The organism is Roseateles sp. (assembly GCF_039595595.1).
In the GTDB taxonomy this organism is placed as follows: Bacteria; Pseudomonadota; Gammaproteobacteria; order Burkholderiales; family Burkholderiaceae_C; genus Roseateles.
On record NZ_JBCNLG010000002.1, the window covers coordinates 279,985 to 305,340 of the forward strand.

Sequence of the window (25,356 nt, forward strand, 5' to 3'; positions counted from 1 at the left end):
ATCTCTACTGCTGAAGGGGAAGGGGGTCAGCCGCGCACCTTGGCGAGCAGGCCGGCGGTGGACGCGTCCAGGCCCGAGGCATCACCGCTGGTCAGCCGCGGCAGCAGGCTGTTGCACAGCGCCTTGCCGAGCTCCACGCCCCACTGGTCGAAGCTGTTGATGTTCCACACGGCGCCGCTGACGAACACGCGGTGCTCGTACAGCGCGATCAGCGCGCCCAGCGAGGACGGCGTGAGCGCGTCCAGCAGCAGCGTCGTGCTCGGACGGTTGCCCGGGAAGCTGCGATGGCGGGCGAGCACTTCGGGATCGAGGTCCTTCGACGCGGTCGGCGCCGACTCGGCGCGCGCGGCCTCGGCGGTCTTGCCTTGCATCAGCGCCTGCGACTGCGCCAGGCAGTTCGCCAGCAGCTTGACGTGCTGGTCCTTGAGCTTGTCCAGCAGTTCACCCCGCACGTGGTCGCCGAAGTTGGGCGTCTTCACCGCGATGAACTCGACCGGGATCACGTCCGTGCCCTGGTGCAGCATCTGGAAGTAGGCGTGCTGGCCATTGGTGCCGGCCTCGCCCCAGACCACGGGGCTGGTGCCGAAGGGGAGCGGCGCGCCCTCGCGGTCGACGCCCTTGCCGTTGCTCTCCATCTCCAGTTGCTGGAGGTAGGCGGGCAGCCGGCGCAGGCCTTGGTGGTAGGGGGCCACCGAGCGGCTGCCGAAACCGTGGAAGTTGCGATACCAGACGTCCAGCAGGCCCAGCAGCACCGGCAGGTTGCGCGCCAGCGGCGCCTCGCGGAAATGGCGGTCCATCGCATGGGCGCCCGCGAGCAGCGCGCGGAACTGCTGCGAGCCCACGGCGATCGCGATCGGCAGGCCGATCACCGACCACAGCGAGTAGCGGCCGCCAACCCAGTCCCAGAAACCAAAGGTCGTGTCGATGCCGAACTCGGCGGCAGCCTTTGCATTGCTGGTGGTCGCGGCGAAGTGCCGCGCGATGTCGGTGCCGCCGCTGTTCAGGAACCAGGCCTTGGCGGCCATCGCGTTGGCCAGCGTCTCCTGCGTCGTGAAGGTCTTGGACGCGACGATGAACTGCGTCGTCTTCGGATCGAGACCGCGCAGCACCGGGGCCAGGTCGTGCCCGTCGACGTTGGAGACGAAATGCAGCTTCAGGCCCGCCGGCACATATGACTGCAAGGCCTGCACCACCATCGCCGGGCCGAGGTCCGAGCCGCCGATGCCGATGTGCACGACATCGGTGATGCCGCTGCTGGCCTGATCACGGACGCGGTCGGCGAAGGCCAGCATGCGCGCGAGCGCCTCCTGCACCTCTCCGGAGAACGGCCCCTGCCCCGCCGGCGCGCGCAGCGCGGTGTGCAGCACCGCGCGGCCCTCGGTCGCGTTGATGGGATCGCCATGGAAGAGCGCCTCGCGTTGCGACTCGAGCTGCACGTCCCGGGCCAACTGCAGCAGCAGTTCCAGCGTGCGGGCGTCGATGCGGTTCTTCGACAGGTCCGCGAACACCTCCGGCGCCTGCAGCGACCAGGCGGCAAAGCGCTCCGGATCCGCGGCGAAGGCCTGGCGCACGTCGAACGCGCGGCCGGATTGCTGGAAATGGGTGTGCAGGGCCGCCCAGGTCGGGCTGCGGTCGCAACGCGGGAACTCGGTCATCGCAGGCTTTCGATCATCTGGTCCAGCTTGCCGGCGTCGGCGGCAAACAGGCGGATGCCTTCGGCCAGCTTCTCGGTGGCCATGGCGTCCTGGTTGAGGGCGAAGCGGAAGGCCGCTTCGTTGAAGGAGACCTTGGGCAAATCCAGGGCCTTGGCGGCCTCGGCGTCCAGCGCGTGCGTCAGCGGGGCTTCACTGGCCTGCAGCTGGGCCAGCAGATCGGGGCTGATCGTCAGCAGGTCGCAGCCGGCCAGCGCCTGGATCTGGCCGATGTTGCGGAAACTCGCGCCCATGACCTCGGTCTTGATGCCCTGCTTCTTGAAATAGTTGTAGATCGCGGTCACCGACTTCACGCCCGGATCGTTCACGCCGGCATGGGCGGCCTCGTCCCAGTTCGCGCCGGCGGACTTCTTGTACCAGTCGTAGATCCGGCCGACGAAGGGCGAGATCAGCTGGATGCCGTTCTCCCCACAGGCCACGGCCTGGCAGAACGAGAACAGCAGCGTCAGGTTGGTGCGGATGCCTTCCAGCTCCAGTTCGCGCGCGGCCTGGATGCCCTCCCAGGTGGAGGCGATCTTGATCAGCACGCGCTCGCGGCCGATGCCGGCGTCCTCGTACATCTGGATCAGGCGGCGCGCGCGGGCCAGCGTCGCGACGGTGTCGAAGCTCAGGCGCGCGTCCACCTCGGTCGACACGCGGCCCGGCACGACCTTCAGAATCTCCAGGCCGAAGGCCACCAGCACCTTGTCCACGATCAGGTCCAGCGCGTCGGTCTTGCTGGCGGCCACGGTGTCCTCGAGCAGGTGGGCGTAGTCGGGCGACTGCACCGCCTTGAGGATCAGCGACGGGTTGGTCGTCGCGTCGCGCGGCGTGAACTGCGCCAGTTGCTTGAAGTTGCCGGTATCGGCGACGACGGTGGTGAAGGCCTTCAGTTGGTCGAGCTGGTTCATGTGCGTGGCGGAGGTGAGGGAATCGGCTTTGCCGCAGGCGGGAAACCCCGTATTAGACCCGCTCGTGCCGAGCGGTCCGGGTGCCGGGTGGCACGTTGACCGGCCCAAGAAACTGGGGCATCATAATTCCGGTAACTTCGTTACATCAAGACATCGCCAACAACTCTTACGCCCGGATGCGGGCGCCGCGCTCATGTCCTTCGATCTCGTCTTCTTTGGTGGCACCGGTGACCTGACCTGGCGCAAGCTGATGCCCGCGCTCTTCCAGGCGTTCCGGCACGGCAAGCTGCCCGAGGGCGGCCGCATCCTGGCCGTCGCGCGCGACGACCAGTCCGACGAGCGCTACCGCGAGTGGCTCAAGGAGCGCTTCCAGGAGGTCGAGGCCGGCAAGCGGCCCAACGACGAGGAGTTCGCCCGCTTCTCCGAGCTGGTGCATTACCGCCGCATGGACCTTTCGCAGCCGGACCATTACGCGCGCCTCAAGGAGTGGCTGGGCGAGCGCAATGCCGACACGGTCGTGCTCTACCTGGCCACCAGCCCCCACCTGTTCACGCAGATCTGCCAGCAGCTCGGCGCCGCCGGCCTGAACGGCGAGAACGTGCGCGTCGTGCTGGAGAAGCCGCTGGGGCACGACCTGGCCAGCGCCCAGGAGATCAACCGCGTGGTGCGCTCGGTGTTCGCCGAGACGCAGGCCTTCCGCATCGACCACTACCTGGGCAAGCCTTCGGTGCAGAACCTGATGGCGCTGCGCTTCGGCAACGCGCTGTTCGAGCCGCTGTGGCGCCGCGAGAGCATCGCCAACATCCAGATCACGCTGGCCGAAGGCCTGGGCGTGGGCACCCGGGGACCGTTCTACGACGGCACCGGCGCGCTGCGCGACATGATCCAGAACCACGCGCTGCAGCTGCTGACGATGATCGCGATGGAGGCGCCCTCTTCCAACGACGCCGACGCGATCCGCGACGAGAAGCTCAAGGTGCTGCGCGCGCTCAAGCCCTTCACCGCCGAGAGCGTCGCGCGCGACGTGGTGCGCGGCCAGTACCGCGCCGGCACTGTGGACGGCCGGCAGGTGCCGGGTTATCTCGACGAGGGCAAGATCCCCGCCGACAGCCACACCGAGACCTTCGTCGCGCTCAAGACCGAGATCCAGAACTGGCGCTGGGCCGGCGTGCCCTTCTACCTGCGCACCGGCAAGCGCCTGGCGGCGCGCGACGCGCAGATCGTCATCAACTTCCGCCCGGTGCCGCATCCGATCTTCCCGGGCGGCAGCTGCCCCAACCGGCTGATCATCAAGCTGCAGCCCGAGGACGGCCTGGAGCTGCAACTGATGGCCAACAAGGGCGGCTCCAGCAACGAGGCGCTGAGCCCGGTCTCGCTGGACCTGGACTTCGACAAGGCCTTCGCCCACACCCGCGTGGGCGCCTATGAGCGGCTGCTGCTGGACGCGATCGCCGGCCGCCTGAACCTGTTCGTGCGCAGCGACGAGCAGGAGCAGGCCTGGCGCTGGGTCGAGCCGATCCTGAACTTCTGGAAGCAGGACAGCACCGGTCCGCGCACCTATGTCGCCGGCAGCTGGGGCCCGCCGGCCTCCAGCGCGCTGGTGGCGCGCGACGGTCACTCGTGGATCGAGGAATGCTGACGCGATGAGCATGCTCGAACGCATCAAGGCCGCGCTGCCGGCACTGCCGCCGGCGGAGCAGCGGGTCGCCAAGCTGCTGCTGGCGGATCCGCGCTCGTTCGCGAACCTGCCGGTCAGCGAGCTCGCCGACCGCTCGCACGTGAGCAAGCCCACCGTCGTGCGCTTCTGCCGCAGCGTGGGCTACGACGGGCTGGCCGACTTCAAGCTGAAGCTGGCTGGCAGCGTCAACGAGGGCGTGCCCTTCGTGCACCGCGCCGTCGACGAGGACGACAAGCCCGGCGACCTGATCGTCAAGGTGGTGGACAACGCGGTGGCGGCGCTGCTGCACTACCGCAACGACGCCGCCAGCCATGCGTTCGAGCGCGCCATCACGGCGCTGTCCGAGGCCGCGCGCCAGCACCGCCGCATCGAGTTCTACGGCGTCGGCAACTCCGGCATCGTGGCGCAGGACGCGCAGCACAAGTTCTTCCGCTTGGGCGTGAACACCTTCGCGTGCAGCGACGGCCACGTCCAGCTGATGAGCGCGACCATGCTGGACAGCGGCGACTGCGCGGTGGTCATCTCCAACTCGGGCCGCAGCCGCGACCTGATGGACGCCGCCGAGATCGCCCGCAAGAAGGGCGCGACGACCATCATCATCACCGCCAGCGGCTCGCCGCTGGCGCAGATGGGGCAGCTCCCCGGCCAGGTGCTGCTGGCCGTCGACCACCCCGAGGACTACGACCGCTACAGCCCGATGGTGTCGCGGCTGCTGCACCTGATCGTGGTGGACGTGCTGACCACCGGCGTCGCGCTGCGGCTGGGCGAGCACCTGCGGCCAATGCTGCAGGAGATCAAGCGCAACCTGCGCACCAAGCGCTACGCGCAATAGCGCGTCATGGCGCGTCATGGCGCGCAGGGCGCCGGCGCGCCGCAGCCCCGGGGCCACGGCGCCCGCTGGTCAGTTGCGGCCGCCGAGGATGCGGTTGCTGCGCGCCTCGAGCGTTCTGGGCCTGAGCGCCACGGCATCGGCCCCGACCGCCCGCGCGGCGGTCGCGCGCGCCATGCCTGCGCTCTCTGATCCTCGCGCCACCGGGCAGATGCCGCTCGCGCGGTACTGCATCGCCGCGGCCAGCATGCCTTCGCCCGAGTCGCCCAGCGCGTGCTCGAGGTCGTCCGCCACCGCGCAGCCCTTGATGCCGGTCGCGCCGGCGCCAGCGGGCACGAAGCCGTCGGCGTAGTCGCCGAAGCCCTTGTTGTTGGTGCCGACGAACTCGATCGGGAAGTAGCTGTAGCCGCAGTTGTCCTTGGCGGTGAAGCCATAGGGCTTGCCGCAGGTGGTGCCGCCGATCAGGATGACCTCGACGTCCACGCCGCGCAGGCCGTTGATCAGCGCCTCGCTGGCCGAGCAGGTGCCCGACTGCGCCAGCACGAACACGCGCTTGAGGTTCAGCGCCGGCAGCGGCTGCTTGGTCGACGAGGTGTCGTAGAACGGCGTCTTGGCATCCTGGCTGTTGGTCTCGGCCGCGCGGCGGCTGTTGTAGCGCAGTTGCTCGAAGGTCTTGCCCGAGGTCGGCCCGCTGCCCGCGATCATGTAGGCCAGTTCGCTGGCGATGAACAGGTAGCCGCCGCCGTTGTAGCGCAGGTCGACGATCAGGTCGCTGACGTTGCTGGCGCGCAAGCCCTGCACCGCGGTGATCAGCTGCGCCTCGGCCGGCAGGATGTGGTCGTTGAAGACCATGTAGCCCACCTTCGCGCCATCGGCGCCGGTCAGCACCTGCGAGATCGGCACCGGCGTCTTTGTGACGTCGCCGGCCGTCAGCGAGATGCTGCGCGTCGCGCCGCCGGTCGCGCTCAGCACGAAGCGGTGCGTGGATCCCGCCGTCTCCGGGAACAGGCCCGCATTGAGCGTATCCACGCCGGCCGCGTCGCTGGCATCGGCGGCAGCGCCGTCGACGGACACCAGCGTGTCGCCGCGGCGCACGCCGGCGCGGTCGGCCGCGCTGCCGGGCTCGACGAACTGCACGCGCAGGCCGCGCGGGGGTGTCGGCGACGCCATGCGCCAGTCGATCCCATAGCCCAGTTCGACGCCGCCCTGCGACAGCGCGTTCCACTCGCGCGTACTGAGCATGAAGCTGAATTGGTCCTTGCGCTTGCCGCTGGCCGTGGTCTGCTGCGACTTCAGGTCGCTGAAGTAGTTGTTCAGCGCGACGGCGACATCGCTGCCGCTGTACGCCGCGGCCGAGGCATCGAGCGTGGGCACATCTTCGCGCCAGAGATAGACCTCGTCGAAGTAGGCGCGGATCCAGTTCTTCTCCGCCGTCAGCGATCCGCCGCGGAGATTGGCCGTCGCTTCGGGATTGCCCGGCGCGCACTGCTGCGCGTAGCTCGAGCTGGGCTGGATCGACGCGTTGCCGCCAGTGCTTCCGCCGCTGTTCCCGCTGCTACCGCCCGTGCTGCCGCCGCTGCTGCCGGCACCATTGGTGCCCACCACCGGCGCCCCCGCCGAACCGCCGCCCCCCCCGCAGGCGGTCAGCACCATCGCGGCGACGGCGCTGGCCACGGCCAGACGCGTCACCCGCACCATCGCGGATCGATTCATCGCTACTCCCTCGTGGGGAACTTGTCCCCGGTCATCTGTTCTGTCGGCTCACCCCTTATGGGGGTCACCCGACCACTTTGAGGCGCGAGTTATAGCGGCAAACCACCCACGAGCGGCGATCTCAACCGAGCGATTCCGCCTTCAGGGTGACGAGTGACGCGCCCTCGCCACTGACGACGAGGCGCCACCCGCCCCATCGCGGCGATGCGGGCAGATCCAGCGTCTGACCGGGAAGCAGCCAGTGATCGTCCGGGTGGCCGTCGCGGGTGATCCAGGCGCGGCCGCCGAACACCCGCAGCCGCACGGGGCGCCGCACGCGCAGCGAGAGCGGGCGTCCGTCGGTCGGCAGCACGACGGCGTCCGGCTCCGGCGCGGGAGGAACAAAGGCCGGCGCGGACGAAAGCCGAAGCCGGAACGGTGGGGGGAGGAGGCGCAGCGGTTGCATGTCCCCACGATAGAAAGCGGCTGCATGGCGCTCCATCCACAGCCGCCGGCCAAGGCGGCGCGTACAGCAGACGCACGCGGATCGCCTGTGCTGGCCGGCTTGCCGCTCATCTGTACTGGTTGGCGGCGGGCGACCACACACAGAATCAGCGCATGGACGCGCCGCTGTTACCGCTGTACATGCAACTCGCCGACCGGATGGCCCGGTCGATCCGCGCCGGCACCCTGAAGCGCGGCGAGCGGCTGCCCTCGGTGCGCGAGCTCGCCGGCCAGCATGGCGTCTCGCTGTCGACGGCGGTGCAGGCCTACCGCTGGCTCGAGGACGCCCGGCTGATCGAGGCGCGTCCGCGCTCCGGCTACTTCGTCGCCGCGCGCCCGCCGCGGCTGCCCGAGCCCAAGGTCTCGCGGCCCGATGCGGCCTCCCGCATGGTGGAGCTGGACCACCTCGGCGCGCAGGTGATGGCGCTGTCGCAGGACCCGGCGTTCGTCTCCTTCGGGGCGGCCTGTCCGGGGCCGGAGCTGTTCGACCAGGACCGCGTGCGCCGCGCGATGGCGCGGGCGGTGATGCGGCATCGCGAGCTGCTGTGCACCTATCCGATCGGTCCCGGCATGGAAGAGGCGCGCCGCGCGGTCGCACGCCACGCGCTGGGCCTGGGCTGCGTGCTGGATCCGGACGAGGTGGTCATCACCAACAGCTGCATCGAGGCCATCAGCCTGTGCCTGCGCGTCGTGTGCAAGCCTGGCGACGTGGTGGCACTCGAATCGCCGACCTATTACGGCTTCCTCGAGATCCTGCAGAGCCTGCATCTGCGCGCGCTGGAAATCCCCACGCATCCGCGCCACGGCATGTCGCTGGACGCGCTGCAGCTGGCCTTCGAGACGCAGCAGGTCAAGGCGGTGCTGACGGTGCCGACGCTGTCGAATCCGCTTGGCGCCAGCCTGCCGGTGGCCGAGCGCCGGCGCCTGGCCGCGATGCTGGCGCGCCACGACGTCGCGCTGATCGAGGACGTGCTCTACAACGACCTGGCCGAGCAGGAGGACAAGCGCCGCGCGGTGAAGTCCTTCGACACGACCGGACACGTGATGATCTGCGGCTCGTTCTCGAAGACGATCGCGCCGGGCCTGCGCATGGGCTGGGTGGAGGCGGGCCGCTGGGGCCGGGTCTTGCGCCAGACCAAGGCGGTGCAGTCGGGCGCGCAGTCGGGCGTGCTGGAGCTGGCGCTGGCGGATCTGCTGACGCAGGCCGGCGGCGGCGCGGCGCTGCGCCAGATGCGCGCGACCATCGCGGCGCGGGTCGACCAGGCGCGGCGGCTGATCGCGGAAAGCTTCCCCAAGGGCACGCGGGTGTCGGATCCGGCCGGCGGCTTCATCCTGTGGCTGGAGCTGCCGGAGTCGCTCGATGCGGCGCAGCTCTACGAGGCCTGCCTGGCCGAGCAGATCGTGATCGCGCCGGGCCTGATGTTTTCGGCGAGCCCGCGCTTCCGGCATTGCGTGCGGCTGGGCGTGGGCGGGCGATGGGGTCCGGAGCATCCGCAGGCGCTGCGCCGCATCGGCGCGCTGGCGCGGACGCTGCTGATGAATCCCGGCAGCGACGAGCTCGCCGCCTAGGCGCGATCGGCGTGATCGGCGCGATCAGCCCTGGAGCCACTCGTCGTCGGCGTTCAGGCCCTTGGGCGATTTGAGCCGGGCGCTGGCGCCCTCGTCGTCGAGCAGCCGCCAGCGCCACCAGTCCGTCGTGATCGACTTGATGAGCGCCTCGTGATGCGCGGCGAGCTTCTCGGGCGCGCGCTCGCGCTCGCGGCCCAGCAGACGCTGGCCGAATCCCGCGCCCCGCTCGCCGCCGCCAAAGCTCATGTGATCGGCGCCCTCGAGCCACAGTTGCGCCTTCGCGCCGGCAGGCAGCGCGTCGTAGACCGCGCGGCGGTAGTGGCCGTCGCGCTCCTGGCCGAGCGGATTGCCATCGAGGCTGCCCGTCAGGCACAGCATCGGGCGCGTGATGCTCTTGATGCTGCCGGGAAAATGCCCCGCCGAGGGGCTGAAGGCCGCGAAGGCCTTGAAGGCGGACACCGTCAGGTCGGGCGCGCTGCGCAGCTGGAAATCGCGGCCGGCCGTCGCCAGTGCCGTCTGCGCGCCGAAGGAGTGGCCCGACATGCCGAGCGCGTCCGGCCGCACGCGCGCCCAGGGTCCCTGGCGTTCCTTCTGCAACTTGAGGAGTTGCTCGACCGCGAACTGCACGTCGTGGCCGCGCTCGATCAGTTGCTCGGCGCTGGCGGCCGCCTTCACCGCCGGCAGTCCGCCGCGCCAGATCGCGCGATCGCTGCCCGGATGCTGCAGATGCAGGGTCGCGACGCCGGCCTCGGCCCAGGCGCGCGCCCATTCGGTCCCGCCGTCCAGGCTCCCGCCCAGCCCGTGCGAGAAGACCACCAGCGGGACGGGCCGGTCGCCTTCGGGCAGGCGCAGCCGCCAGGGGATGTCGCGCAGTCGCGATTGATCGCGCCACTGGCCTTGCTGGACGCCGCTGTCGGGCGGCTGTTGCGCCAGGGCCGGCAGCCAGACGGTGGCCGCCGACGCGGCGCAGAGCGCCGACCAGGAGGAAGCGCGCCGGAGCAGCGCGCGGCGGAGGGGATCGTCAGGAAAAAAATTCATGCCGACGACGCGGGCAGTTGCCGTTCCCGCGCTGGCGGCACCGGCTTGAGGCGCAGCGCCCAGCAGACGCCGCCGATCAGCAGCGCCACGCCCGCGGCGCCGAGCAGCGGCGGCCACTCGCCGCGATGCAGTTGCGCGTAGGCCAGCGCGACCAGCGTCTCGAACACGATCAGTTGGCCGACCAGCGCGGTGGGCAGGCGCTGGCTGGCCTCGTTCCAGCACAGCGTGCCCAGCCAGGACGCGAACAGACCGACGGCCGCCATCAGCCCGATGAAGGGCCACGGGCGAGGCCCCGCCGGGAAGTCGAAGCCAGCGGGCAGCAGCGGCCATCCGGTTCGGTCGGCGACGGCCAGGACCGCGAACGCGAGCGCCGCCATCGGCAGCGTCACCAGGCCCTGCGCGGTGGCCCAGGCGCGCGGGCTGCGGCCGGCGTGGTCGCGCAGCCAGTCGGCGTTGCGGATCGGATACCAGGTCCAGCAGGCCAGCGCGATCAGCGCCAGGCCGGCGCCCTGCAGATAGCGGCCCATCGCCTGTGGCGCGAGCGCCGCCTGTTCGACCTGATTCACGCAGCCGATGCCGGCCGCGATGAGCAGCAGCGCGGGAGCCAGGTCGCGCCAGCGGTAGTGGCCGTCGCGCGCCGCGTTGCGGTGGTTGGAACAGATCGCGATCACGACGGGCAGCGTGCCGATGATCATCGTCGGCAGCGGGCCGCCGGCGCGCTGGATGGCGCCGGCCAGTGTCAGGTAGTAGAGGAAGTTGCCGATGGCGCTGAGCTTGACCGCGTCGAGCCAGTCGGCGCGCGTCAGGCGCCGCAGTTCGCGGCGGTCGATCAGCGCCAGCGGCAGCGCCAGCAGGCCGAAGGCCAGGTAGCGGCCAGCCATCAGCATGGCGGGCGGGTAATCGGGCAGCAGCAGCGGCGTGACGAACACCAGGCCCCACATCAGGCCGGCGGCGAGCGCGAACAGGAATCCGGACAACATGGCGCAGTGTCGCGCCGCGTCAGGCCCGGCGTCTTGTACCCAGTTGCTGCTGGTAGCGCGCGGGCGTGACGCCATAGCGGCGCGCGAACGCGCGCGTCAGATGCGCCTGATCGGTGAGTCCCACGGCGGCCGCGACCATTGCCGGCGCCTGTCCCGCGGCGAGCTGGCGCTTGGCCTCGTTCAGGCGCAGCGCCATCAGCGCCTGCTGCGGCGTCGCGTGATGCTGCGCCTTGAAGCTGCGCAGGAAGTGGAAGGGGCTCAAGCCCGCGACGGCGGCCAGGCGGGCGGTGTCCAGCGACTCGCCAAGGTGGGCCCGCATGTGCTCGATGACGGGCGCGAAGCGCGGCGCGCCGCCGTCGGGGCGCACCGGCGCGCGATGCGCGTGGCGGCTCAGGTCCTGGACCAGCTCCAGCAGTGCGCTGTCGAAGGCCAGCGGCTCCTGCGCGCGCCACAGCGCCGCGATCAACGCCGCCGCGCGCGTGGCCGACGCCGCGTCATGCGCGACGGCCGCGTCAAAGCGCCAGGCCGGCCCGCCGTAGAGCTCGGCCAGCAGCGCCTCGTCGAGGTAGACCATGCGGTAGCTCCACGCCTGGGCGGTGGCGGCCTCGCCGGTGTGGATGTCCTCGGGGTTCATCAGCATCAGCGTCGCGCGCGGGGCCAGGTGCTCGCCGCCGCGCCAGCGGAAGCGGCCGACGCCATCGGTGATCGCGCCCAGGCCGTAGGCCTCGTGCGTGTGCGGCTCGAAGCTGTGGCGCAGGATGTGGGCGTGATAGAGCTCGACGCCCGCGCGATGCGCAGGGCGGCGGTACTGGGCCTGATCCTCGGGATGCTCGAACGCCGTGGGCATGGGCGCGAGTCTATGCCCGGCTGGCGCATGCCAGGGCCGCGCCATCGCCGCGAGCCTTCGCACGAACACCGCGCCCCTCCCACTCATTCCCCTCCCGTGGCTTGGCCACATCCCCGGAGGGCTTCATGCCGAACCGTTCGCATCTTCTGACCCCCCTTGCCGCCGCGCTGCTGATGCCGTTGGGCGCAACCGCCATGTCCCCCGTGCTGCCGCTGCCCGGGTCCCTGTGCGGCAACGAGCCGATGCCCCCCATCGAGGCCCCTTACCGGATGGTCTGCGCGCTCGATCACGGCGTCCTCGCCAATTCGCCGATCGATCAGGGGGACCGCATCCGTGCGGCGCTCGACCAGTTGGTGTCGCAAGAGACCGGTCTGTACTTCCCCCAGGGCCGCTATGTCGTCGGCGGGAATCTGCCGCTGCGCACCGGCAACGTGCTGGTGGGAAGCCGCTTCGGGATCACGCATTTCGTCAATCCGTCGGATCGCACGACATTCGTCACCCAGACCTTCCACAGTGCAAACAAGCTGCTGATCGACAGCCTGGTCTTCGACAACATCGCTATTCACTTCTTCCATCGCAGCGGCAGCGTCATCCGCAACAACGGTTTCCGGCAGACGGCCTCGCCGGAGCCGCAGATCAGCGTGAACGGCGCGGACCGGGTCGAGGGCAACGTCCTTTGGCGCGAGCCGGGCCACCCTGGCGCCGGCATCCGCGTGGGCCTGGTGGCGTCCGGACACGGCGGCGAAGGCGCGACGGTGCGCGGCAATCTGCTGGGCGCGCGCGACGACATGGCGGGCGCTACCCCGGCGCGGGTGAAGGAGATGGCGGTGCTGGTCACCCGCGATGCGGCCATCCCGCTGGCGACGGAGCCGCTCGGCCAATTCACGGCCGCACTCGACATCCGCGGGACCGGCGCCACCACGGTCAGCGATAACGTCATCACGGTGGACGCCGTGCCCGGCGCACAGCGCCAGACGGCGGCGCTGGTCAATGTCAACCGGATGAAGTTCGAACGCAACAAGCTCTCCGTGCGAGGCGATGCGGGCTCGGCGCTGCCATTCACCGTCCAGGCGCCGCAGGACACCCTCATCAGCGGGAACACCCTGCAGCTCGTGGATCTGCTGCTGACGCCGGATCCCGACGGCACGCGGCCGCTCAAGCGCAGCGACGTCAGCGGCAACATGGCGGTCGGCGCCGCGATGGACACGCGCCAGCCGGTCACGGGCGACGACGAGACTCACACGACCATCAAGGACCTGAGCTTCTCCTTCAACAGTTTCGACAGCCGCGATCCGACGCGATGCCTGATCGCCGCTCCGCTCCCAAGCCAGCCCGGACGCACCTTCGCCGCCTGGGGCAATGTGCGCGTGCCCGGCCAGCAGCCGGCCAGGACCTGCAACCTGCGCGACTGGAGCAAGGTCGATGACGGGCCAAGCCCCACGCCCGGCACGCGGCAGCCGGACCCGGTCACCGACACCGTGATCCCGCCGTCGACACAGCGGCCGATGGGGCCCGAGGGCACCGGCGCCGTGGCCGGTCCGACAGACGGCAACGCCATCGCGACGCCGCCGCCCGAGCGCCGGGAGCGCTGGTACAAGCGGCTGAATCGACGCATCGACAGGGTGTTGCGCCGGATGTTCTAACGCGGCGCGCTCAACCTCGCGCTCGTAGGCCGCATTGCCGCGACACGGTACTTCAGGCACGGGCGCGATGGCCCGGGATACTCCGCGACGCCCCCGGGCGGGTGCGAGAGACCGTGCTCGAGCGCCTGGACCGAGGGGCCGCATTGTCGGCACGGTGGTGATCCTGCCGGCCCCGTAGATCCTCATGAGTACCCGATGAACAGTCCCATCCGCGTCCGCCCGATCGCCCCGTCCGACCTCGCCGCCTGGCGTCCGCTCTGGGACGGCTACAACGCCTTCTACGGCCGCATTGGCGAGACCGCCCTGCCCGAGGCCGTCACCGCGTCGACCTGGGCGCGCTTCTTCGATGAGCGCGAGCCGGTGCATGCCTTCGTCGCCGAGCTGGACGGCCGGCTCGTCGGCCTGACGCATTTCCTGTTCCACCGCAGCACGACGCGGATCGAGGACACCTGCTACCTGCAGGACCTGTTCACCGCCGATGACGTGCGCGGCCGCGGGGTCGGCCGCGCGCTGATCGCGGCGGTCACCGATGCGGTGAAGGCGCGTGGCGGCCACCGCCTCTACTGGCAGACGCACGTGACCAACGCCGCCGGCCGCGCGCTGTATGACCGCGTCGCGGAGCACAAGGGATTCATCATCTACGGCCAGGACTTCTGATCCCGCCAGGCCCGGCGCGGGCCGTCAGACCATGCGGCGATGCAGGTCCTGGCGCGCGCTCTCGGCCAGGTCGGAGCCGCGCACGCCGCCTTCGGGGAAGGTCGCGCTGCCCATGCGCAGGCGCACATGCATCGTGTGCGCGTCCACGCCATACGGGCCATTGAGCGCCACCGACAGGCGGTGATGCACCAGATGGGCCTCGGACAGTCCGGCATCCAGCAGCAGCACGGCGAAACTCGATTCGCCCACCTGCAGCACGAGGTCGGTGCCGCGCACGCGGCTGCGCAGGCGGCGGCCTACCGCCGTCACCAGCGCGGCGCGGGCCTGGTCCGCTTCTTCACGGACCTCGGCGGCGGCGTCATCGGCCTGCGCGCCGGCATCGCCCGGCAAGGACTCGTCAGCCGCGACCGCGGCGACAGGACCGTTCGCGGGTTCGGTCTCCAGCCACAGCACCGAGAGGTGGCCGCCGTAGCGGCGGCACTGCGTCAGCTGGCGCGAAATCATCAGACCGAACTCGGCCAGCGAGTCCACCCGCGGCACCCACAGCGCCGGCGTCGTGCGCGCCGGCTTGGCGCATGACGCCTGGCCCTCTTCCCCGGCGGCGGGCGCGGCGGTGACGGGCGACAGGTTCATGCACGCAGACTCCAGGCGGATGGACGAAGCACGCTCGCCTGCCGTTGCCGGCCCTGCGCGGGTGCGGTTGATGGGTGAGAACACGGCCTGCTGATAGCAGCCCGATCCTTGCCGGCCTCCCTTGCCACACTGACCAGCCGTGTCCTCACTTATTCAAAACGGATTGCCAACCTCGCTCCCGACAATCGGCCAGCAAAAATCTTCTAGGTGAAAACCCTTGGAATGACATCGGCACCCACCTGTTCATGTCATGGCTCACACAGGTTCTTGTAGAGAGGTCGCACAGGGCCGCTAGAGTGCCGCTCCATGAAGGACATCACCCAACTGCTGCACGACGCGGGCCAAGGCGACCGGGCGGCTGCCGACCAGGTGGTGGCGCAGCTGTACGGCGACCTTCAGCGCCTGGCGCGGCAGCGGATCCGGCAGGCCGGGGAGATGACGCTGCTGGACACCACCGCCCTGGTGCACGAGGCCTGGCTGAGGCTGGCCGGCACGCAGGGCCAGAACTTCCCGGACCGGCGCCATTTCCTGGCCTATGCGGCTCGGACCATGCGCCATGTCGTGATCGATCTGGTGCGGGCGCGTCAGGCCGAGCGCCGCGGCGGCGACCAGCCGGACCTGACGCTGAACACGGCCGTGGTCGAGGGCACGCCGCAGTCCGATGACCAGGTGCTGCGGGTGCACGAGGCGCTGGAGGAGCTGGCGACGGTGGATGCGCGGCTCGCGCAGGTGGTGGAGATGCGCTATTTCGGCGGCCTGCTGGAGCAGGAAATCGCGGAAGCGCTCGGGGTCACCGAACGGACCGTGCAACGCGACTGGCAGAAGGCGAGAATCCTGCTTTCGATGAGCCTCAAGGCCTGACCCTGCTGGGGGAGCCGGGGCTCGTTTCCAACGCACAAGACGCCCCCCGATGGACGCACTCGACAAACAGCGCTGGATCGCGCTGAGTCCGCTGCTCGACGAGCTGCTGGATCTGGAGGAACACGAGCGGAGCCGCCGCCTCGCGGAGATCCGCGCGGGCGACGTCGCCATGGCCGAGCATCTGGAGGCGCTGCTGGCGCGCGACGCGGCGCTGGGCGAGGACGGATTCCTCGAGCAGCCCGCCGCGGAGGCGCTGCAGGGCCCGACGCCGCCGGCACTGCCGCCGCTGGACTTCGCGGGCGAGTCGCTCGGGCCTTACGTGCTGGAGCGCGAGCTCGGCCAGGGCGGGATGGGCGCGGTCTGGCTGGCGAGCCGCGCGGATGGCCGCTTCGAGGGTCAGGTGGCGGTCAAGTTCCTGAAGTCGGGGCTGTTCGGCAAGGGCGACAGCGGCCGCTTCGAGCGCGAAGGGCAGATCCTGGCGCGGCTGTCGCATCCGAACATCGCGCGCCTGCTGGATGCGGGCGTGCATCACGGGCATCAGCCGTATCTGGTGCTGGAGTACGTCGACGGGCTGCCGATCGACCGGTACTGCCAGATCAACGGACTGGACGTCGAGTCGCGGATCAAGCTGTTCCTGGACGTGCTGTCGGCGGTGGCGCACGCGCATCAGCGGCTGATCCTGCATCGGGACCTGAAGCCGAGCAACATCCTGGTCACGCACGACGGGCAGGTGAAGCTGCTGGATTTCGGCATCGCCAAGCTGCTGGACGACGCGACGCAATCGGGCGCGGCGACGGAGCTGACGCAGCGCGCGGGCAGCGCGTTCACGCCGCAGTACGCGGCTCCGGAGCAGGTGCAGCAGGCGGATGTGACGACGGCGACGGATGTGTACGCGCTGGGCGTGCTGCTGTACCAGATGCTGGGCGGCCGGCATCCGACGGCGGACGACACGCAGACCCACCTGGACCGGCTGCGCGCGGTGGTGGAGCTGGTGCCCAAGCGGCTGTCGGACGTGGCGGGCGATCAACTCGATCCGGCGATCGCGCGGCAGGCGAAGCTGCTGCGCGGGGATCTGGACACGATCGTCGCGAAGGCGCTGAAGAAGAAGCCCTCGGAGCGCTATGCCAACGCGGAGTCGATGGCGGTGGATCTGCGGCACTGGCTGGCGCATGAGCCGATCACGGCGCGGCCGGACACGCGGTTCTACGTGCTGCGCAGGTTCGTGCGCCGGCACCGGTGGAGCGTGGCGGCGAGCAGCGCGGCCGTGCTGGCGCTGGTGGGGCTCACCGGCGTGAGCGTGCTGCAGGCGCGGCGGGCGGAACGGGCGGAGCATCAGGCGCAGGAGCGAAGGCAGCGGGCGGACGATCTGCTGAGCTTCATGCTGGGGGAGTTCGCGGACAAGCTGCGCCCGATTGGCCGGCTGGAACTGCTCGACAGCGTGGGAAGCAAGGCGCTGACCTACCTCGCGCAGGATCAGGATGCGTCGCCGCAGGAAAGGCTGCAGCGCGCGAAGGCGTTGACTGTCATTGGCGAGGTGCGTGTTTCCAAGCGGAATCTGAAAGAGGCGCTGGAGCCGCTGATCGCCGCGCGCACGCTGCTGGAGGGGCCGCCGCCGTCAGCCGACCTTACTGGCGAATGGCTCAAGGCCAAGGGGGCTGCCGCCTTCTGGGTCGGCCATGTCCATTACTACACCCGTGAACTGGACAAGGCCACCGACGCCTGGCTCGCGTATCGGGATGCAGAGCAGGCTTGGGTAGATGCCCAACCCGACAACAGAGAAGCGCTGATTGAACTCTCCTACGCCTATAACAGCCTCGGGTCGGCCCGCCTGTTGAGCGTGGACCTCCAGGGCGCGTCGTCCTACTTCAAGCGTTCGATCGAGATGAAACGCCGAAGCATCGCTTCGGACCCGAAGCCCGATGCTGCCGCCCACATGGGCTTGGCGGACAGCCTCAGCTGGCTGGGCACGGCCTATTTGCAGCAGGGGCTCCATCGGGCAGCGGAACGTCTGTTCTCTGAAGGCGCGTCCATCATTGCCGCCGTCCGCGCAGGCGCCCCGCGGGACGACGCATGGGCTTACCGTGAAGCCATCATGCGTCGCTGGCAGGCGACGGCACTGTCCGAACTCGGACACCGCGATGCCGCCATGACGGAGTCCCGAACATCGGTGGCGATTCTTCAGGAGCTGCAGCGACAGGATCCCTCGAATTCCCAATGGCGCTTCAACGGCTTCGTTTCCGAGGTCGTCGATCTGTCGATACGGGCACCGAGTCTCTCGACCTCTCAGCAACTGAGCCAGGCACGCGAACTCGAGAACCGGCTCGCGCGGTATCGCCAGGAAGGCGCGGGCAACAAGGTGACCGACTCCCAGTCGTCGCTCTCCGGCTTGATCGCCCGCGCACTGCAACGGCAAGGCCAGACCGATGCAGCCTTGGAGGTGATCGATGAGCAGAGACGCAAGCAGGCCAAGATCCTGGGCTCCCGCTCCACCGACTTGGGCTTCGTGGCCGACTATGTCGAGACCCGGCGACTCCGCATCACGCTGGATGCCGCGTCGAAACGCGGCGCGATCAGTGAGGAAACCCGGACCGCCTGCAAGGAGATCGATGACGCCGTCGTGAAGATAGCCCCTGCTGTCCGGGTTCATCAGCAGATCACCCAAGCGTGGGTTGAGGCCCAATCCTGTCTGGGTCAGGGAGAAAGAGAAGACGTGAAGCGCGCGGTGGCTTGGCTGCAGCGAGACCGATCGGCAGAGTCCTCTCCCTGATCTTTCAATCGATTCAACAAGGAGAGGGAAATCATGACCGTGACCGTCTATGTCGGAGCCGACGTCAGCGCCGATGGCAACTTCGCCGACTGCACTTACTACCGCGACCACGAGGGCGACGAGCCCATCGAGGGGTCCGAGATCCACATCCCCATGACTGCGGGCGCGTTCACGTTCGAACAGTCGCTGAAGGGCAGCCTGTCGCTGATCGGCGCCACCTTCAAGACCCTCGGAACGGCGGCTGGCATGAATGCGAGCAACTTCGCGCCGGCCAATGACGATGGCCAAGTGACCTTCGCGATGCCGACGAACACCGTCATCACCAAGGGCGTCGTGCTGCTGTTTTCCACGCCCGGCGTCGTCGAGAACCTCTACCCGAGTTCGGACCCGCAGGTGATCAACGACGCATCGGCCTGCCCCTGAGGCCCGAGCGCGCGGCCCTTCAAGGCCGCGCGCCGGCAGGAGCGAAGCTCGGGAGAGCCTCCTCCGCCATCGCCCGTCCCAGCCGGGACGGGTTCACCCGCTCCATCACGCGCGCGTCGAGCGCGAATTCCTTCTGCTGCGTGTAGGCCACCGCGCCGATCCTCGGCTCGCTGCCCGGCGCCTGCGGCCCCAGCACCCCGAGCACCGGATAGACGCGCAGCCGCGCGATCAACAGTCCCTGCGCCGCGTCCGCAAAGACCGCCGTCTCCAGCACCCGCGTGCAGCCCAGCCGCCGCACCTCCGCGAGCAGGCCCTGCAGGTTCGCCGGCACGTCCGTCGCGGCGACCGGCAGCATCACGTTCACCACCGGCAGGCCCGCGGCCACCAGCGGCTCGCGCGCCGCGAGATTGAAGGCGCTGTTGGCCTCGTCCCATTGGCGGTTGGCCGCCGGCTGAGCGGGATCGAAGTTCCGGCCCTGCCCGAACAGCATCACGCAAGGCTGGCCCGGCACCGGCGCGGACGCGGATGAGACCGCCGCCGACGCACCCGGCAGTGAGAACTGCGCCCTCGCCGGCGCGGCGCCCGCGAAGACGGCCAGCAACGCGCTGAAAAGGAAAGCCTGACGGCAGTGCGGATTCGACATGGACGCGAATTGTGCGCCGCCTCGATCGCCGCACAATGGCCGCTCCGACCGGCTGGAGCGACGCAATGCGCGAGTGGACGACCTGGAGAACCGTGGGTATGGCGGCGTTCGCCGCGGCGATCGTGACGCTGAGCGGCTGCGCGACGCCCGTGCGCGACGAGCGCCTCAGACCCGGCGTCACCACCAGCGCGGAAGTCCAGCAGTACTACGGCGCGCCGTCGCGCGTCTGGCCCGAAGCGGACGGCGGCCACACCCTCGAATACGCGACCCAGCCCTTCGGCCGCACCTGCTACATGGTGCGGCTAGACGCGCAGGACCGCTTCGTGAGCAGCGTCGACGGCCTCTCCGCCGCGAGCCGCGCGCGCATCGAGCCCGGCATGACGCCCGAGCAGGTGCTGCGCGTGCTCGGCCGCGAGCGCACCCGCGTGTTCTTCAAGCTCAGCGGCGAGGACGTCTGGGACTGGAACATCGAGCCCGACATGAACGGCTACCTGCTGCGCTTCAACGTGCACTTCAAGGATGGGGTGGTGCTGCGCACCTCGCAGAGCGCGGTCTATCCGAGCCGCCGCTTCTTCTGGGACGACTGAAGCGCCAAGCGCGCCCTGTCGCGCGCCTCCGACAAATACACAGCTTCGAGTCGGTCACGACGCAAGTCGAGTCATTGAATCGCGCCCCGGTCCTGGAGACGATGCCCGATCCCGATGTCCATGGGTGCGACGTCGAGAGAAAGGAAGCAGCTCCATGACCTCCGTTCAGATTCAACTGCCCGACTGCCTGGCGCAGGAAGCCGCCGTTGCGGGTCTCTTCGCTCCCGAACGCATCGAGGCCATGTTCGCCAGACAACTGCAAACCGAAAGGCTCCTGGCCTCCCTGGCTCGTGAGGACGACGCCTTCGAGTTGATGTCCATGGCAGAAATCCAGGCGGAAGTCGATGCAGTCCGAGCAGAAAAGCGTGCAGCGAAGCGTCGTGCGGCTCGTGCTTGACACGAATGTCGTCGCATCCGGCCTGATGTGGGATGGCGCGACCGCGCGGCTCTTTGAACTGACAACTGATGGTCCATGGAATGTCGAGCTTATTTGCAGTCAAGCCATGCTCACGGAGTTGCGCGACATCATCGGCCGCCGAAAGTTTTCAAGGCGCCTCTCGCTGAAGGCCACCAGCGCCGACGCCTTCGTCAATGACTATGCGCAGCGGACGACCCTGGTCGCACCAGCCAGCATTCCACCCACGGTGCATGAGGATCCGGATGATGACATCGTCGTCGCCACCGCCCTTGCCGGCCAGGCTCATCTACTGGTCACGGGTGACGCCCATCTCTTGGCGCTTGGGAATGTGAGGTACGTGCCGATCGTTCGCCCGGCCGCTGCAATCACCATGCTCGGCGGCCCGAAGCGCCGATCGCCCGGGCGATCTCCTCCCAAAGGGGGACGCCACCCCCGTCGCCTGTGACGGATTCAATACAGCCCCCATCGCCGCCACCGTTCTGACAAGCTGCATCCGGCATCCGCTCTTTACACTCGCCGCCCTGGAGGGAGTGAAGAGGATGTCGAATCAATCCGTCGGCCTGGCGCCCCGCGCATTGGCCATGGTGATCGACGGCGTGCTGATGATCGCCGCGAGCACCTTGTTGATGTGGGCCGTCTACGGCGACCCGGTCGCCAAATGGAACGACCTGCGGCCCGCCACGCTCGCGATCCAGTGGCTGCTGCCGCTCGTCGTCTGCGTCGTGTTCTGGAGCTGGCAGGGCGCCACGCCCGGCAAGCTCGTCGCCGGCCTCAAGGTCGTCGATGCCCGCAGCGGCCAGCGCCCCTCCCCCGCCCAGGCCGCCCTGCGCTGGTTCGGTTATCTGATCTCCGCGATCCCGCTGTTCGCCGGCTTCCTCTGGGCCCGCGTCGACGCCGAGGGCCGCACCTGGCATGACCGCCTCTCCCGCACCGAAGTCCTGCGCAGCCGCGACGCCCCCGCCGACGGCGAAGGCCTGCTGCTCGGCTACATCGGCAGCCACTGGCGCGGCGAACAGAGCCTGGCGCAGAGCTTCTGGATCAACCACGTCCTGCTCACCTGGCCGCTCGCCGGCGGCGTGCAGGGCCTCGTCGCCTGGCTGTCGACCAAGAGCGACGGCCTGCAGGGCGTCGCGATCGCGCTGCTGATCACCTGGCCGCTGCTGATCGTCGTCGAGATCTGGAGCGCCGTCGGCACCTGGCGCGCGGTGCGCGGCTACGTCGACGCCGGCGGCTCCCTGCTGATGTCCGGCCTGGCGCGCTTGTCGCTGTTCGGCTCGTTCTTGCAGATCGCGTTCTCGCTGGCTTTCGGCGTCTTCGGCGAACTGCCCGAGCTCTGGAAACTCGCCCGCGGCATCGACCCCATCGGCAACGTGCGCCTGAGCGTCAGCACCGACGGCCGCACGATGCAGCTCAATGGCCCGATCGGCGCCGGCGACGCCGGCCGGCTCGGCGCGCTGCTCGAGACCTCGCCTGGCGTGAAGCTGCTCGAGGTCGCCTCGCCCGGCGGCCGCGTCACCGAGGCCGAACGCATGGTCGCGCTGATCCGCCAGCGCACCCTCGGTACCCGCGCCATCGGCAATTGCGAGAGCGCCTGCACGCTGGTCTTCCTCGCCGGCAACCGGCGCCAGATGATGCCCGGCGCGCAGCTCGGCTTCCATCGCGCCAGCAGCGGCTCCTTCAATCCGGCCTTCGACGAGATCGCCAACCAGGAACTTGCCCGCACCTATCGCCGCATGGAGCTCCCCGAGGACTTCATCCGCAAGACGCTCGAGACCTCTTCGCGCAGCATGTGGTACCCGGCGGCCGCCGACCTGGTGCGCCACTCGCTGATCCTGCCGCCGCCCAAGACGCTGGACGTCGCGCTGCCCGAGGGCGACGGTGCCGGCCAGCATGCGCCGCTCAGCGACTACGTCAACGCGCTGCGCGCCAGCGACGCGTGGTTCAAGCTCGACCAGCGCTTCCCCGGCCTCATCGACGAAGCCGCCGGCCGCATGCGCGACGCGCATGTGGCGCTGGCCGGGTCCGAACACGCCTCCACCGCCGCGCAGATCGCGGCACAGGACGTGCTCGCGCCGCATGTGCGCGAGCTGCTGCTCAATGGCTCACCCGCGCTGCGCCGCAGCTACCTGCAGGTGCTGCGCGCCCAGCTGACCGCGGCGCAGGCGCTCGGCGCGGACACCTGCCAAGCGTGGCTGTCCGGCTCGCCGGTGCCGCGCCGGCTGCTGCCGGATGAGGCGCTCGCCTGGGAGGCCCGCTGGCTGATCGAGTCCGCGGACGATCCGCCGCCCCAGCGCACGCGCGCCGCCATGCCGACGCCGCTCGAACTGGAGGTGTTGAGCCGCAGCGTCGGCTCGACCGCGGCCGGGGCGTTCTCCAAGCTCTGGACCGGAGGCAACAGCGGTGCCGCGCCGGTCAGCTGCGAGCGGGCGGTCCAGGTGCTGGACCATATCCAGCGCGCCGCCGTCGCGCCGCGCGAGCTCGCCGAGCGGGTGGTGTTCCAGAACCCGCGCTGAACTCGGGCCGGGCCGTCCGGGGCCCTGGCCTGGCGTTCAGTCGTCCTCGCCGAGCCCGGCGGCCGCCTTCGCGCGCATCCGCGCATGGACATACGCGCCCTGCGGGATGTGCAGCAGATCGGCGATGCGCCACATCGTGTGGCGCTCGATGTCGCCGAGCTGGCCGTCGGCGTAGGCCACGCCCCACATCAGCTCCACCAGCCGCAGCTTGGCGGGCATGTCCCAGCGCTCGTCGATCGGCGAGGTGAAGGCGAAGAGATCCGAGGCCGTGCGCGCGGTGCGCTCAGCCTGCGCGGTGAGCGCGTCGGCCTCGTCGTCGGCCAGCGCGAACAGCGCCGTCAGCGCACGCCTCACGGCGCCGCGTTCGAGCTCGGAGAAATTGGCGTCGGCGCGCATCACCTCGACGAGCAGCACCGCCGCCGACAGCGGCAGCGACGGCGCACCCACGCGCCGGCCGAACGCGTCGTCCGGCGCCAGCGTCTCGAAGAGGTCCATCAGCGACTTGAACATGCCCTGATGGTGGCAGCTCCGAACGCCCGGGCCTTACGCACGTCTTAAGCCGCGGCTCGACAGGCCGCCTTCAAGTCGCCTCGGCCAGCTGGAAGTTCTTCTTCCACTCGCTGCACATCTTTCGAAAAGACCTGCTGTTCTTCGCGGCCTGATCCAGGTCGAAGCGAGCCGAGAAGGCGGGTTGATCCGTCGTCTCGCCGTAGCTGCGGGAGACCATCCGCTCTTTCATCCAGCCTTTGGCGTTCCGCGGTGTCTCCGCGTCGATCCGATCCTTCGCATCCCAGGCGAACCCGCGGACACCGTCCAGCGATTCGGCGGCGGCGATAAACCAGGCTTCGAATTCTCGATTCGGAATGACCACCGCAACTTCCCGAAAAGGGAGCACCTCCCTCGCTCGCTTGCGGATATCAGCCGCGAGGGCCATTGGACAAGCGTCGTCCGCATCCAGAACGATCAGGATCCATCCTTCATCGCCACTCTTTGCGGCGGCGAGCAACAGATGCCGCCGAAACTCTTCCTGCCGATTGAGGAAGCGATCCTTGTGAACCCGAATCGGCGCGAGGACATTCACGTGGTCGACGGGCCCGAATCGTTGATGCAGCCGGCGCAACACGACAGGCATCGCGGCAACCTCGCCATCTCCTTCGACAATGGCACAGACTGCCTTCATGAATGGGGGTCTCCAAATAGCTCTCCCTGGGAGAGACTTTGCCGCCGCACCTCCACGGGGTCCGGAACCAACTGATTCATCCTCAGCAATTCACCTGCGGAGAAGAGTCGTTCGCGCAGTGCGGTGCGAGCGCCTTCGTCGATCGGCGCGATGTGCGTCTCCCCGCCCTCGGAAGCCACGGCCAACAGAGCGTCCGCGCCGATGCTCTGGTCGTCCAGGAGATCGGGGCTGTGACTCGTGACAATGATCTGCGTGCTTTCCGACGCACGCCCAAGCGCCTCACGCAACGCGGCACTGGCCGCGGGATGAAGCGCGGTCTCAGGTTCCTCGATCCCCACCAGGGTGGGCGCGTAGTCCCGATTCCCTTGATAAAGCGCCGTCAGCACGCCCAACGCTCGCAGCGTGCCGTCAGACATGTTCTGCGCCATGAAACGCCAGGGGTGTTCCGAGCCCTTTGTTTCCTGGCTGAATTCGAGCGTCTCCATATGGCCGATCTGCTTGCGATGAATGCCATGCACCATCGGCACCACTGTTTGCAGATACTCCCTGATTCGCGCCAGGCCTTCTGGTGAAACGCGCTCGAGATGGCCGATGACGCTCGCGATGTTCTCGCCGACTGGCTTCAGAAGCTTTCCTTCCTGAGGCTTCTGCAGTTCACGCATGACCTTCGGGTTCAAGTTGTAGAAACCCATGGAGGTCAGTGCATCGTAGGCCGGCCGGAATGCCGCCACGCCCGAGAGCGCCACCAAGGCCAGGCGATCCGGCGTCACGGCAGGAAAGGTCGCTTCGCTCGTGGATTTGACGACGCCCCTTTCGATGCGATACGAGGGGCCCGCCCCTTTTCTCCCGAGGGAGCACTCCTCGGCGTGCACCACATAGCTGCCCGCAGCTTGAGAACTCACGCTGAAGGCGTAATGCCCTTCCTGACCGGACGGCAGGATGAACTCGAGTCTTACCCCGAAGGTCATCGGATGGCCCGTGGACCTGCGCCGCACCTCCGCCAAGCCTCCCCGCTCATTCAAAGCGTTGTCCAACGATCCGCCCAATGCATCTCGCACCAGATGAAGTGCATCCAGGAAATTGCTCTTTCCCGATCCGTTCGCGCCGACCAGATACGTCAGCGGACGCAGGCGCACATCGCAGAGCCCGATGCTCTTGTAGTTGCGTAGCACGACACGGGTCAGGAATAAGGGGTTCGTCATCTTGGACCTTGGTGAAGCCCGCTCGACGCCTGTCGACAAACGGGGAGCAAATGCTACCCCCTCGGGGCGGCCCCAAAAGACAATGCGCCG

24 protein-coding genes are annotated in these 25,356 nt (G+C 69.1%); 12 read left to right on the forward strand and 12 right to left on the reverse strand.

Annotation, left to right across the window (positions count from 1 at the left end; translation table 11 throughout):
• Positions 1-26 precede the first annotated feature (26 nt).
• A complete protein-coding gene (gene pgi, locus ABDW61_RS04035) occupies positions 27-1,655 on the reverse strand; it encodes a glucose-6-phosphate isomerase (protein ID WP_343636439.1) in 1,629 nt (542 codons plus the stop codon).
• Complete coding sequence (gene tal / locus ABDW61_RS04040; protein ID WP_343636441.1) at positions 1,652-2,602, reverse strand: transaldolase; 951 nt, start codon at positions 2,600-2,602, stop codon at positions 1,652-1,654. Before tal ends, pgi begins: the two co-directional genes overlap by 4 nt.
• A gap of 193 nt (positions 2,603-2,795) precedes the next feature.
• Between tal and zwf the strand changes: the two genes are divergently transcribed.
• Together zwf and ABDW61_RS04050 are read left to right on the forward strand one after the other, a co-directional pair.
• The gene (gene zwf / locus ABDW61_RS04045) at positions 2,796-4,241 is read left to right on the forward strand and encodes a glucose-6-phosphate dehydrogenase (RefSeq protein ID WP_343636443.1); all 1,446 of its coding nucleotides are present in this window, start codon (positions 2,796-2,798) and stop codon (positions 4,239-4,241) included.
• Positions 4,242-4,251: 10 nt separating this feature from the next.
• Positions 4,252-5,112 carry a MurR/RpiR family transcriptional regulator gene (locus ABDW61_RS04050; RefSeq protein WP_343636901.1) on the forward strand — a complete coding sequence of 287 codons (861 nt, stop codon included), beginning with the start codon at positions 4,252-4,254 and terminating at the stop codon, positions 5,110-5,112.
• 69 nt (positions 5,113-5,181) lie between these two features.
• Here the strand turns inward: ABDW61_RS04050 and ABDW61_RS04055 are convergent, their stop codons facing one another.
• Positions 5,182-6,822 (reverse strand): S41 family peptidase, encoded by a 1,641-nt coding sequence (locus ABDW61_RS04055; protein WP_343636445.1) that lies wholly within the window; start codon positions 6,820-6,822, stop codon positions 5,182-5,184.
• Between the two features lie 121 nt (positions 6,823-6,943).
• Positions 6,944-7,267, reverse strand: a complete 324-nt coding sequence (locus ABDW61_RS04060) for a DUF2917 domain-containing protein (RefSeq protein ID WP_343636447.1) — start codon at positions 7,265-7,267, stop codon at positions 6,944-6,946.
• A 152-nt stretch (positions 7,268-7,419) separates the two neighbouring features.
• Here ABDW61_RS04060 and ABDW61_RS04065 point away from each other — a divergent pair, with 152 nt between their 5' ends.
• Positions 7,420-8,874 carry a PLP-dependent aminotransferase family protein gene (locus ABDW61_RS04065; protein ID WP_343636449.1) on the forward strand — a complete coding sequence of 485 codons (1,455 nt, stop codon included), beginning with the start codon at positions 7,420-7,422 and terminating at the stop codon, positions 8,872-8,874.
• Between the two features lie 24 nt (positions 8,875-8,898).
• Here ABDW61_RS04065 and ABDW61_RS04070 read toward each other — a convergent pair whose 3' ends face one another.
• Genes ABDW61_RS04070 through ABDW61_RS04080 form a run of 3 tightly spaced genes read right to left on the reverse strand, consistent with a single transcriptional unit; the run spans position 8,899 to position 11,739 of the window.
• Positions 8,899-9,912: a hypothetical protein gene (locus ABDW61_RS04070; protein ID WP_343636451.1), complete on the reverse strand. Its 1,014-nt coding sequence runs from the start codon at positions 9,910-9,912 to the stop codon at positions 8,899-8,901.
• The gene (locus tag ABDW61_RS04075) at positions 9,909-10,892 is read right to left on the reverse strand and encodes a DMT family transporter (RefSeq protein WP_343636453.1); all 984 of its coding nucleotides are present in this window, start codon (positions 10,890-10,892) and stop codon (positions 9,909-9,911) included. Before ABDW61_RS04075 ends, ABDW61_RS04070 begins: the two co-directional genes overlap by 4 nt.
• A gap of 19 nt (positions 10,893-10,911) precedes the next feature.
• On the reverse strand, positions 10,912-11,739 hold the full coding sequence (locus ABDW61_RS04080; RefSeq protein ID WP_343636454.1) for an AraC family transcriptional regulator: 828 nt from the start codon (positions 11,737-11,739) through the stop codon (positions 10,912-10,914).
• A gap of 125 nt (positions 11,740-11,864) precedes the next feature.
• On the opposite strand from ABDW61_RS04080, the gene ABDW61_RS04085 reads away from it, so the two are divergent.
• Both ABDW61_RS04085 and ABDW61_RS04090 read left to right on the forward strand, forming a co-directional pair.
• A complete protein-coding gene (locus tag ABDW61_RS04085) occupies positions 11,865-13,382 on the forward strand; it encodes a hypothetical protein (protein ID WP_343636455.1) in 1,518 nt (505 codons plus the stop codon).
• A gap of 195 nt (positions 13,383-13,577) precedes the next feature.
• The gene (locus ABDW61_RS04090) at positions 13,578-14,039 is read left to right on the forward strand and encodes a GNAT family N-acetyltransferase (RefSeq protein ID WP_343636456.1); all 462 of its coding nucleotides are present in this window, start codon (positions 13,578-13,580) and stop codon (positions 14,037-14,039) included.
• Positions 14,040-14,063: 24 nt separating this feature from the next.
• Here ABDW61_RS04090 and ABDW61_RS04095 read toward each other — a convergent pair whose 3' ends face one another.
• The gene (locus ABDW61_RS04095) at positions 14,064-14,672 is read right to left on the reverse strand and encodes a diguanylate cyclase (protein ID WP_343636458.1); all 609 of its coding nucleotides are present in this window, start codon (positions 14,670-14,672) and stop codon (positions 14,064-14,066) included.
• A gap of 306 nt (positions 14,673-14,978) precedes the next feature.
• Between ABDW61_RS04095 and ABDW61_RS04100 the strand changes: the two genes are divergently transcribed.
• From ABDW61_RS04100 to ABDW61_RS04110, 3 genes are all read left to right on the forward strand, one after another.
• Complete coding sequence (locus tag ABDW61_RS04100) at positions 14,979-15,533, forward strand: ECF-type sigma factor (RefSeq protein WP_343636460.1); 555 nt, start codon at positions 14,979-14,981, stop codon at positions 15,531-15,533.
• A 169-nt stretch (positions 15,534-15,702) separates the two neighbouring features.
• Positions 15,703-18,300: a serine/threonine-protein kinase gene (locus tag ABDW61_RS04105; protein ID WP_343636462.1), complete on the forward strand. Its 2,598-nt coding sequence runs from the start codon at positions 15,703-15,705 to the stop codon at positions 18,298-18,300.
• Positions 18,301-18,333: 33 nt separating this feature from the next.
• Positions 18,334-18,723 (forward strand): hypothetical protein, encoded by a 390-nt coding sequence (locus tag ABDW61_RS04110; protein ID WP_343636464.1) that lies wholly within the window; start codon positions 18,334-18,336, stop codon positions 18,721-18,723.
• 19 nt (positions 18,724-18,742) lie between these two features.
• Here ABDW61_RS04110 and ABDW61_RS04115 read toward each other — a convergent pair whose 3' ends face one another.
• Positions 18,743-19,366: a hypothetical protein gene (locus tag ABDW61_RS04115; protein ID WP_343636466.1), complete on the reverse strand. Its 624-nt coding sequence runs from the start codon at positions 19,364-19,366 to the stop codon at positions 18,743-18,745.
• Between the two features lie 35 nt (positions 19,367-19,401).
• Between ABDW61_RS04115 and ABDW61_RS04120 the strand changes: the two genes are divergently transcribed.
• The 4 genes from ABDW61_RS04120 to ABDW61_RS04135 all read left to right on the forward strand — a co-directional run bounded on the left by ABDW61_RS04120 (position 19,402) and on the right by ABDW61_RS04135 (position 22,884).
• Positions 19,402-19,953: a hypothetical protein gene (locus ABDW61_RS04120; RefSeq protein ID WP_343636468.1), complete on the forward strand. Its 552-nt coding sequence runs from the start codon at positions 19,402-19,404 to the stop codon at positions 19,951-19,953.
• A 154-nt stretch (positions 19,954-20,107) separates the two neighbouring features.
• Positions 20,108-20,350: a hypothetical protein gene (locus ABDW61_RS04125; RefSeq protein ID WP_343636470.1), complete on the forward strand. Its 243-nt coding sequence runs from the start codon at positions 20,108-20,110 to the stop codon at positions 20,348-20,350.
• Positions 20,298-20,816, forward strand: a complete 519-nt coding sequence (locus ABDW61_RS04130; protein WP_343636472.1) for a putative toxin-antitoxin system toxin component, PIN family — start codon at positions 20,298-20,300, stop codon at positions 20,814-20,816. The genes ABDW61_RS04125 and ABDW61_RS04130 overlap by 53 nt, the downstream gene beginning before the upstream one ends.
• 94 nt (positions 20,817-20,910) lie before the next feature.
• Positions 20,911-22,884 carry an RDD family protein gene (locus tag ABDW61_RS04135; protein WP_343636475.1) on the forward strand — a complete coding sequence of 658 codons (1,974 nt, stop codon included), beginning with the start codon at positions 20,911-20,913 and terminating at the stop codon, positions 22,882-22,884.
• Between the two features lie 36 nt (positions 22,885-22,920).
• On the opposite strand, the gene ABDW61_RS04140 is transcribed toward ABDW61_RS04135, so the two are convergent.
• From ABDW61_RS04140 to ABDW61_RS04150, 3 genes are all read right to left on the reverse strand, one after another.
• Positions 22,921-23,394, reverse strand: a complete 474-nt coding sequence (locus ABDW61_RS04140) for a TerB family tellurite resistance protein (protein ID WP_343636477.1) — start codon at positions 23,392-23,394, stop codon at positions 22,921-22,923.
• A gap of 70 nt (positions 23,395-23,464) precedes the next feature.
• Positions 23,465-24,064 carry a DUF4276 family protein gene (locus ABDW61_RS04145; RefSeq protein ID WP_343636479.1) on the reverse strand — a complete coding sequence of 200 codons (600 nt, stop codon included), beginning with the start codon at positions 24,062-24,064 and terminating at the stop codon, positions 23,465-23,467.
• Positions 24,061-25,266, reverse strand: coding sequence for an AAA family ATPase (locus ABDW61_RS04150; RefSeq protein WP_343636481.1), 1,206 nt, complete (start codon positions 25,264-25,266; stop codon positions 24,061-24,063). Before ABDW61_RS04150 ends, ABDW61_RS04145 begins: the two co-directional genes overlap by 4 nt.
• Positions 25,267-25,356 lie beyond the last annotated feature (90 nt).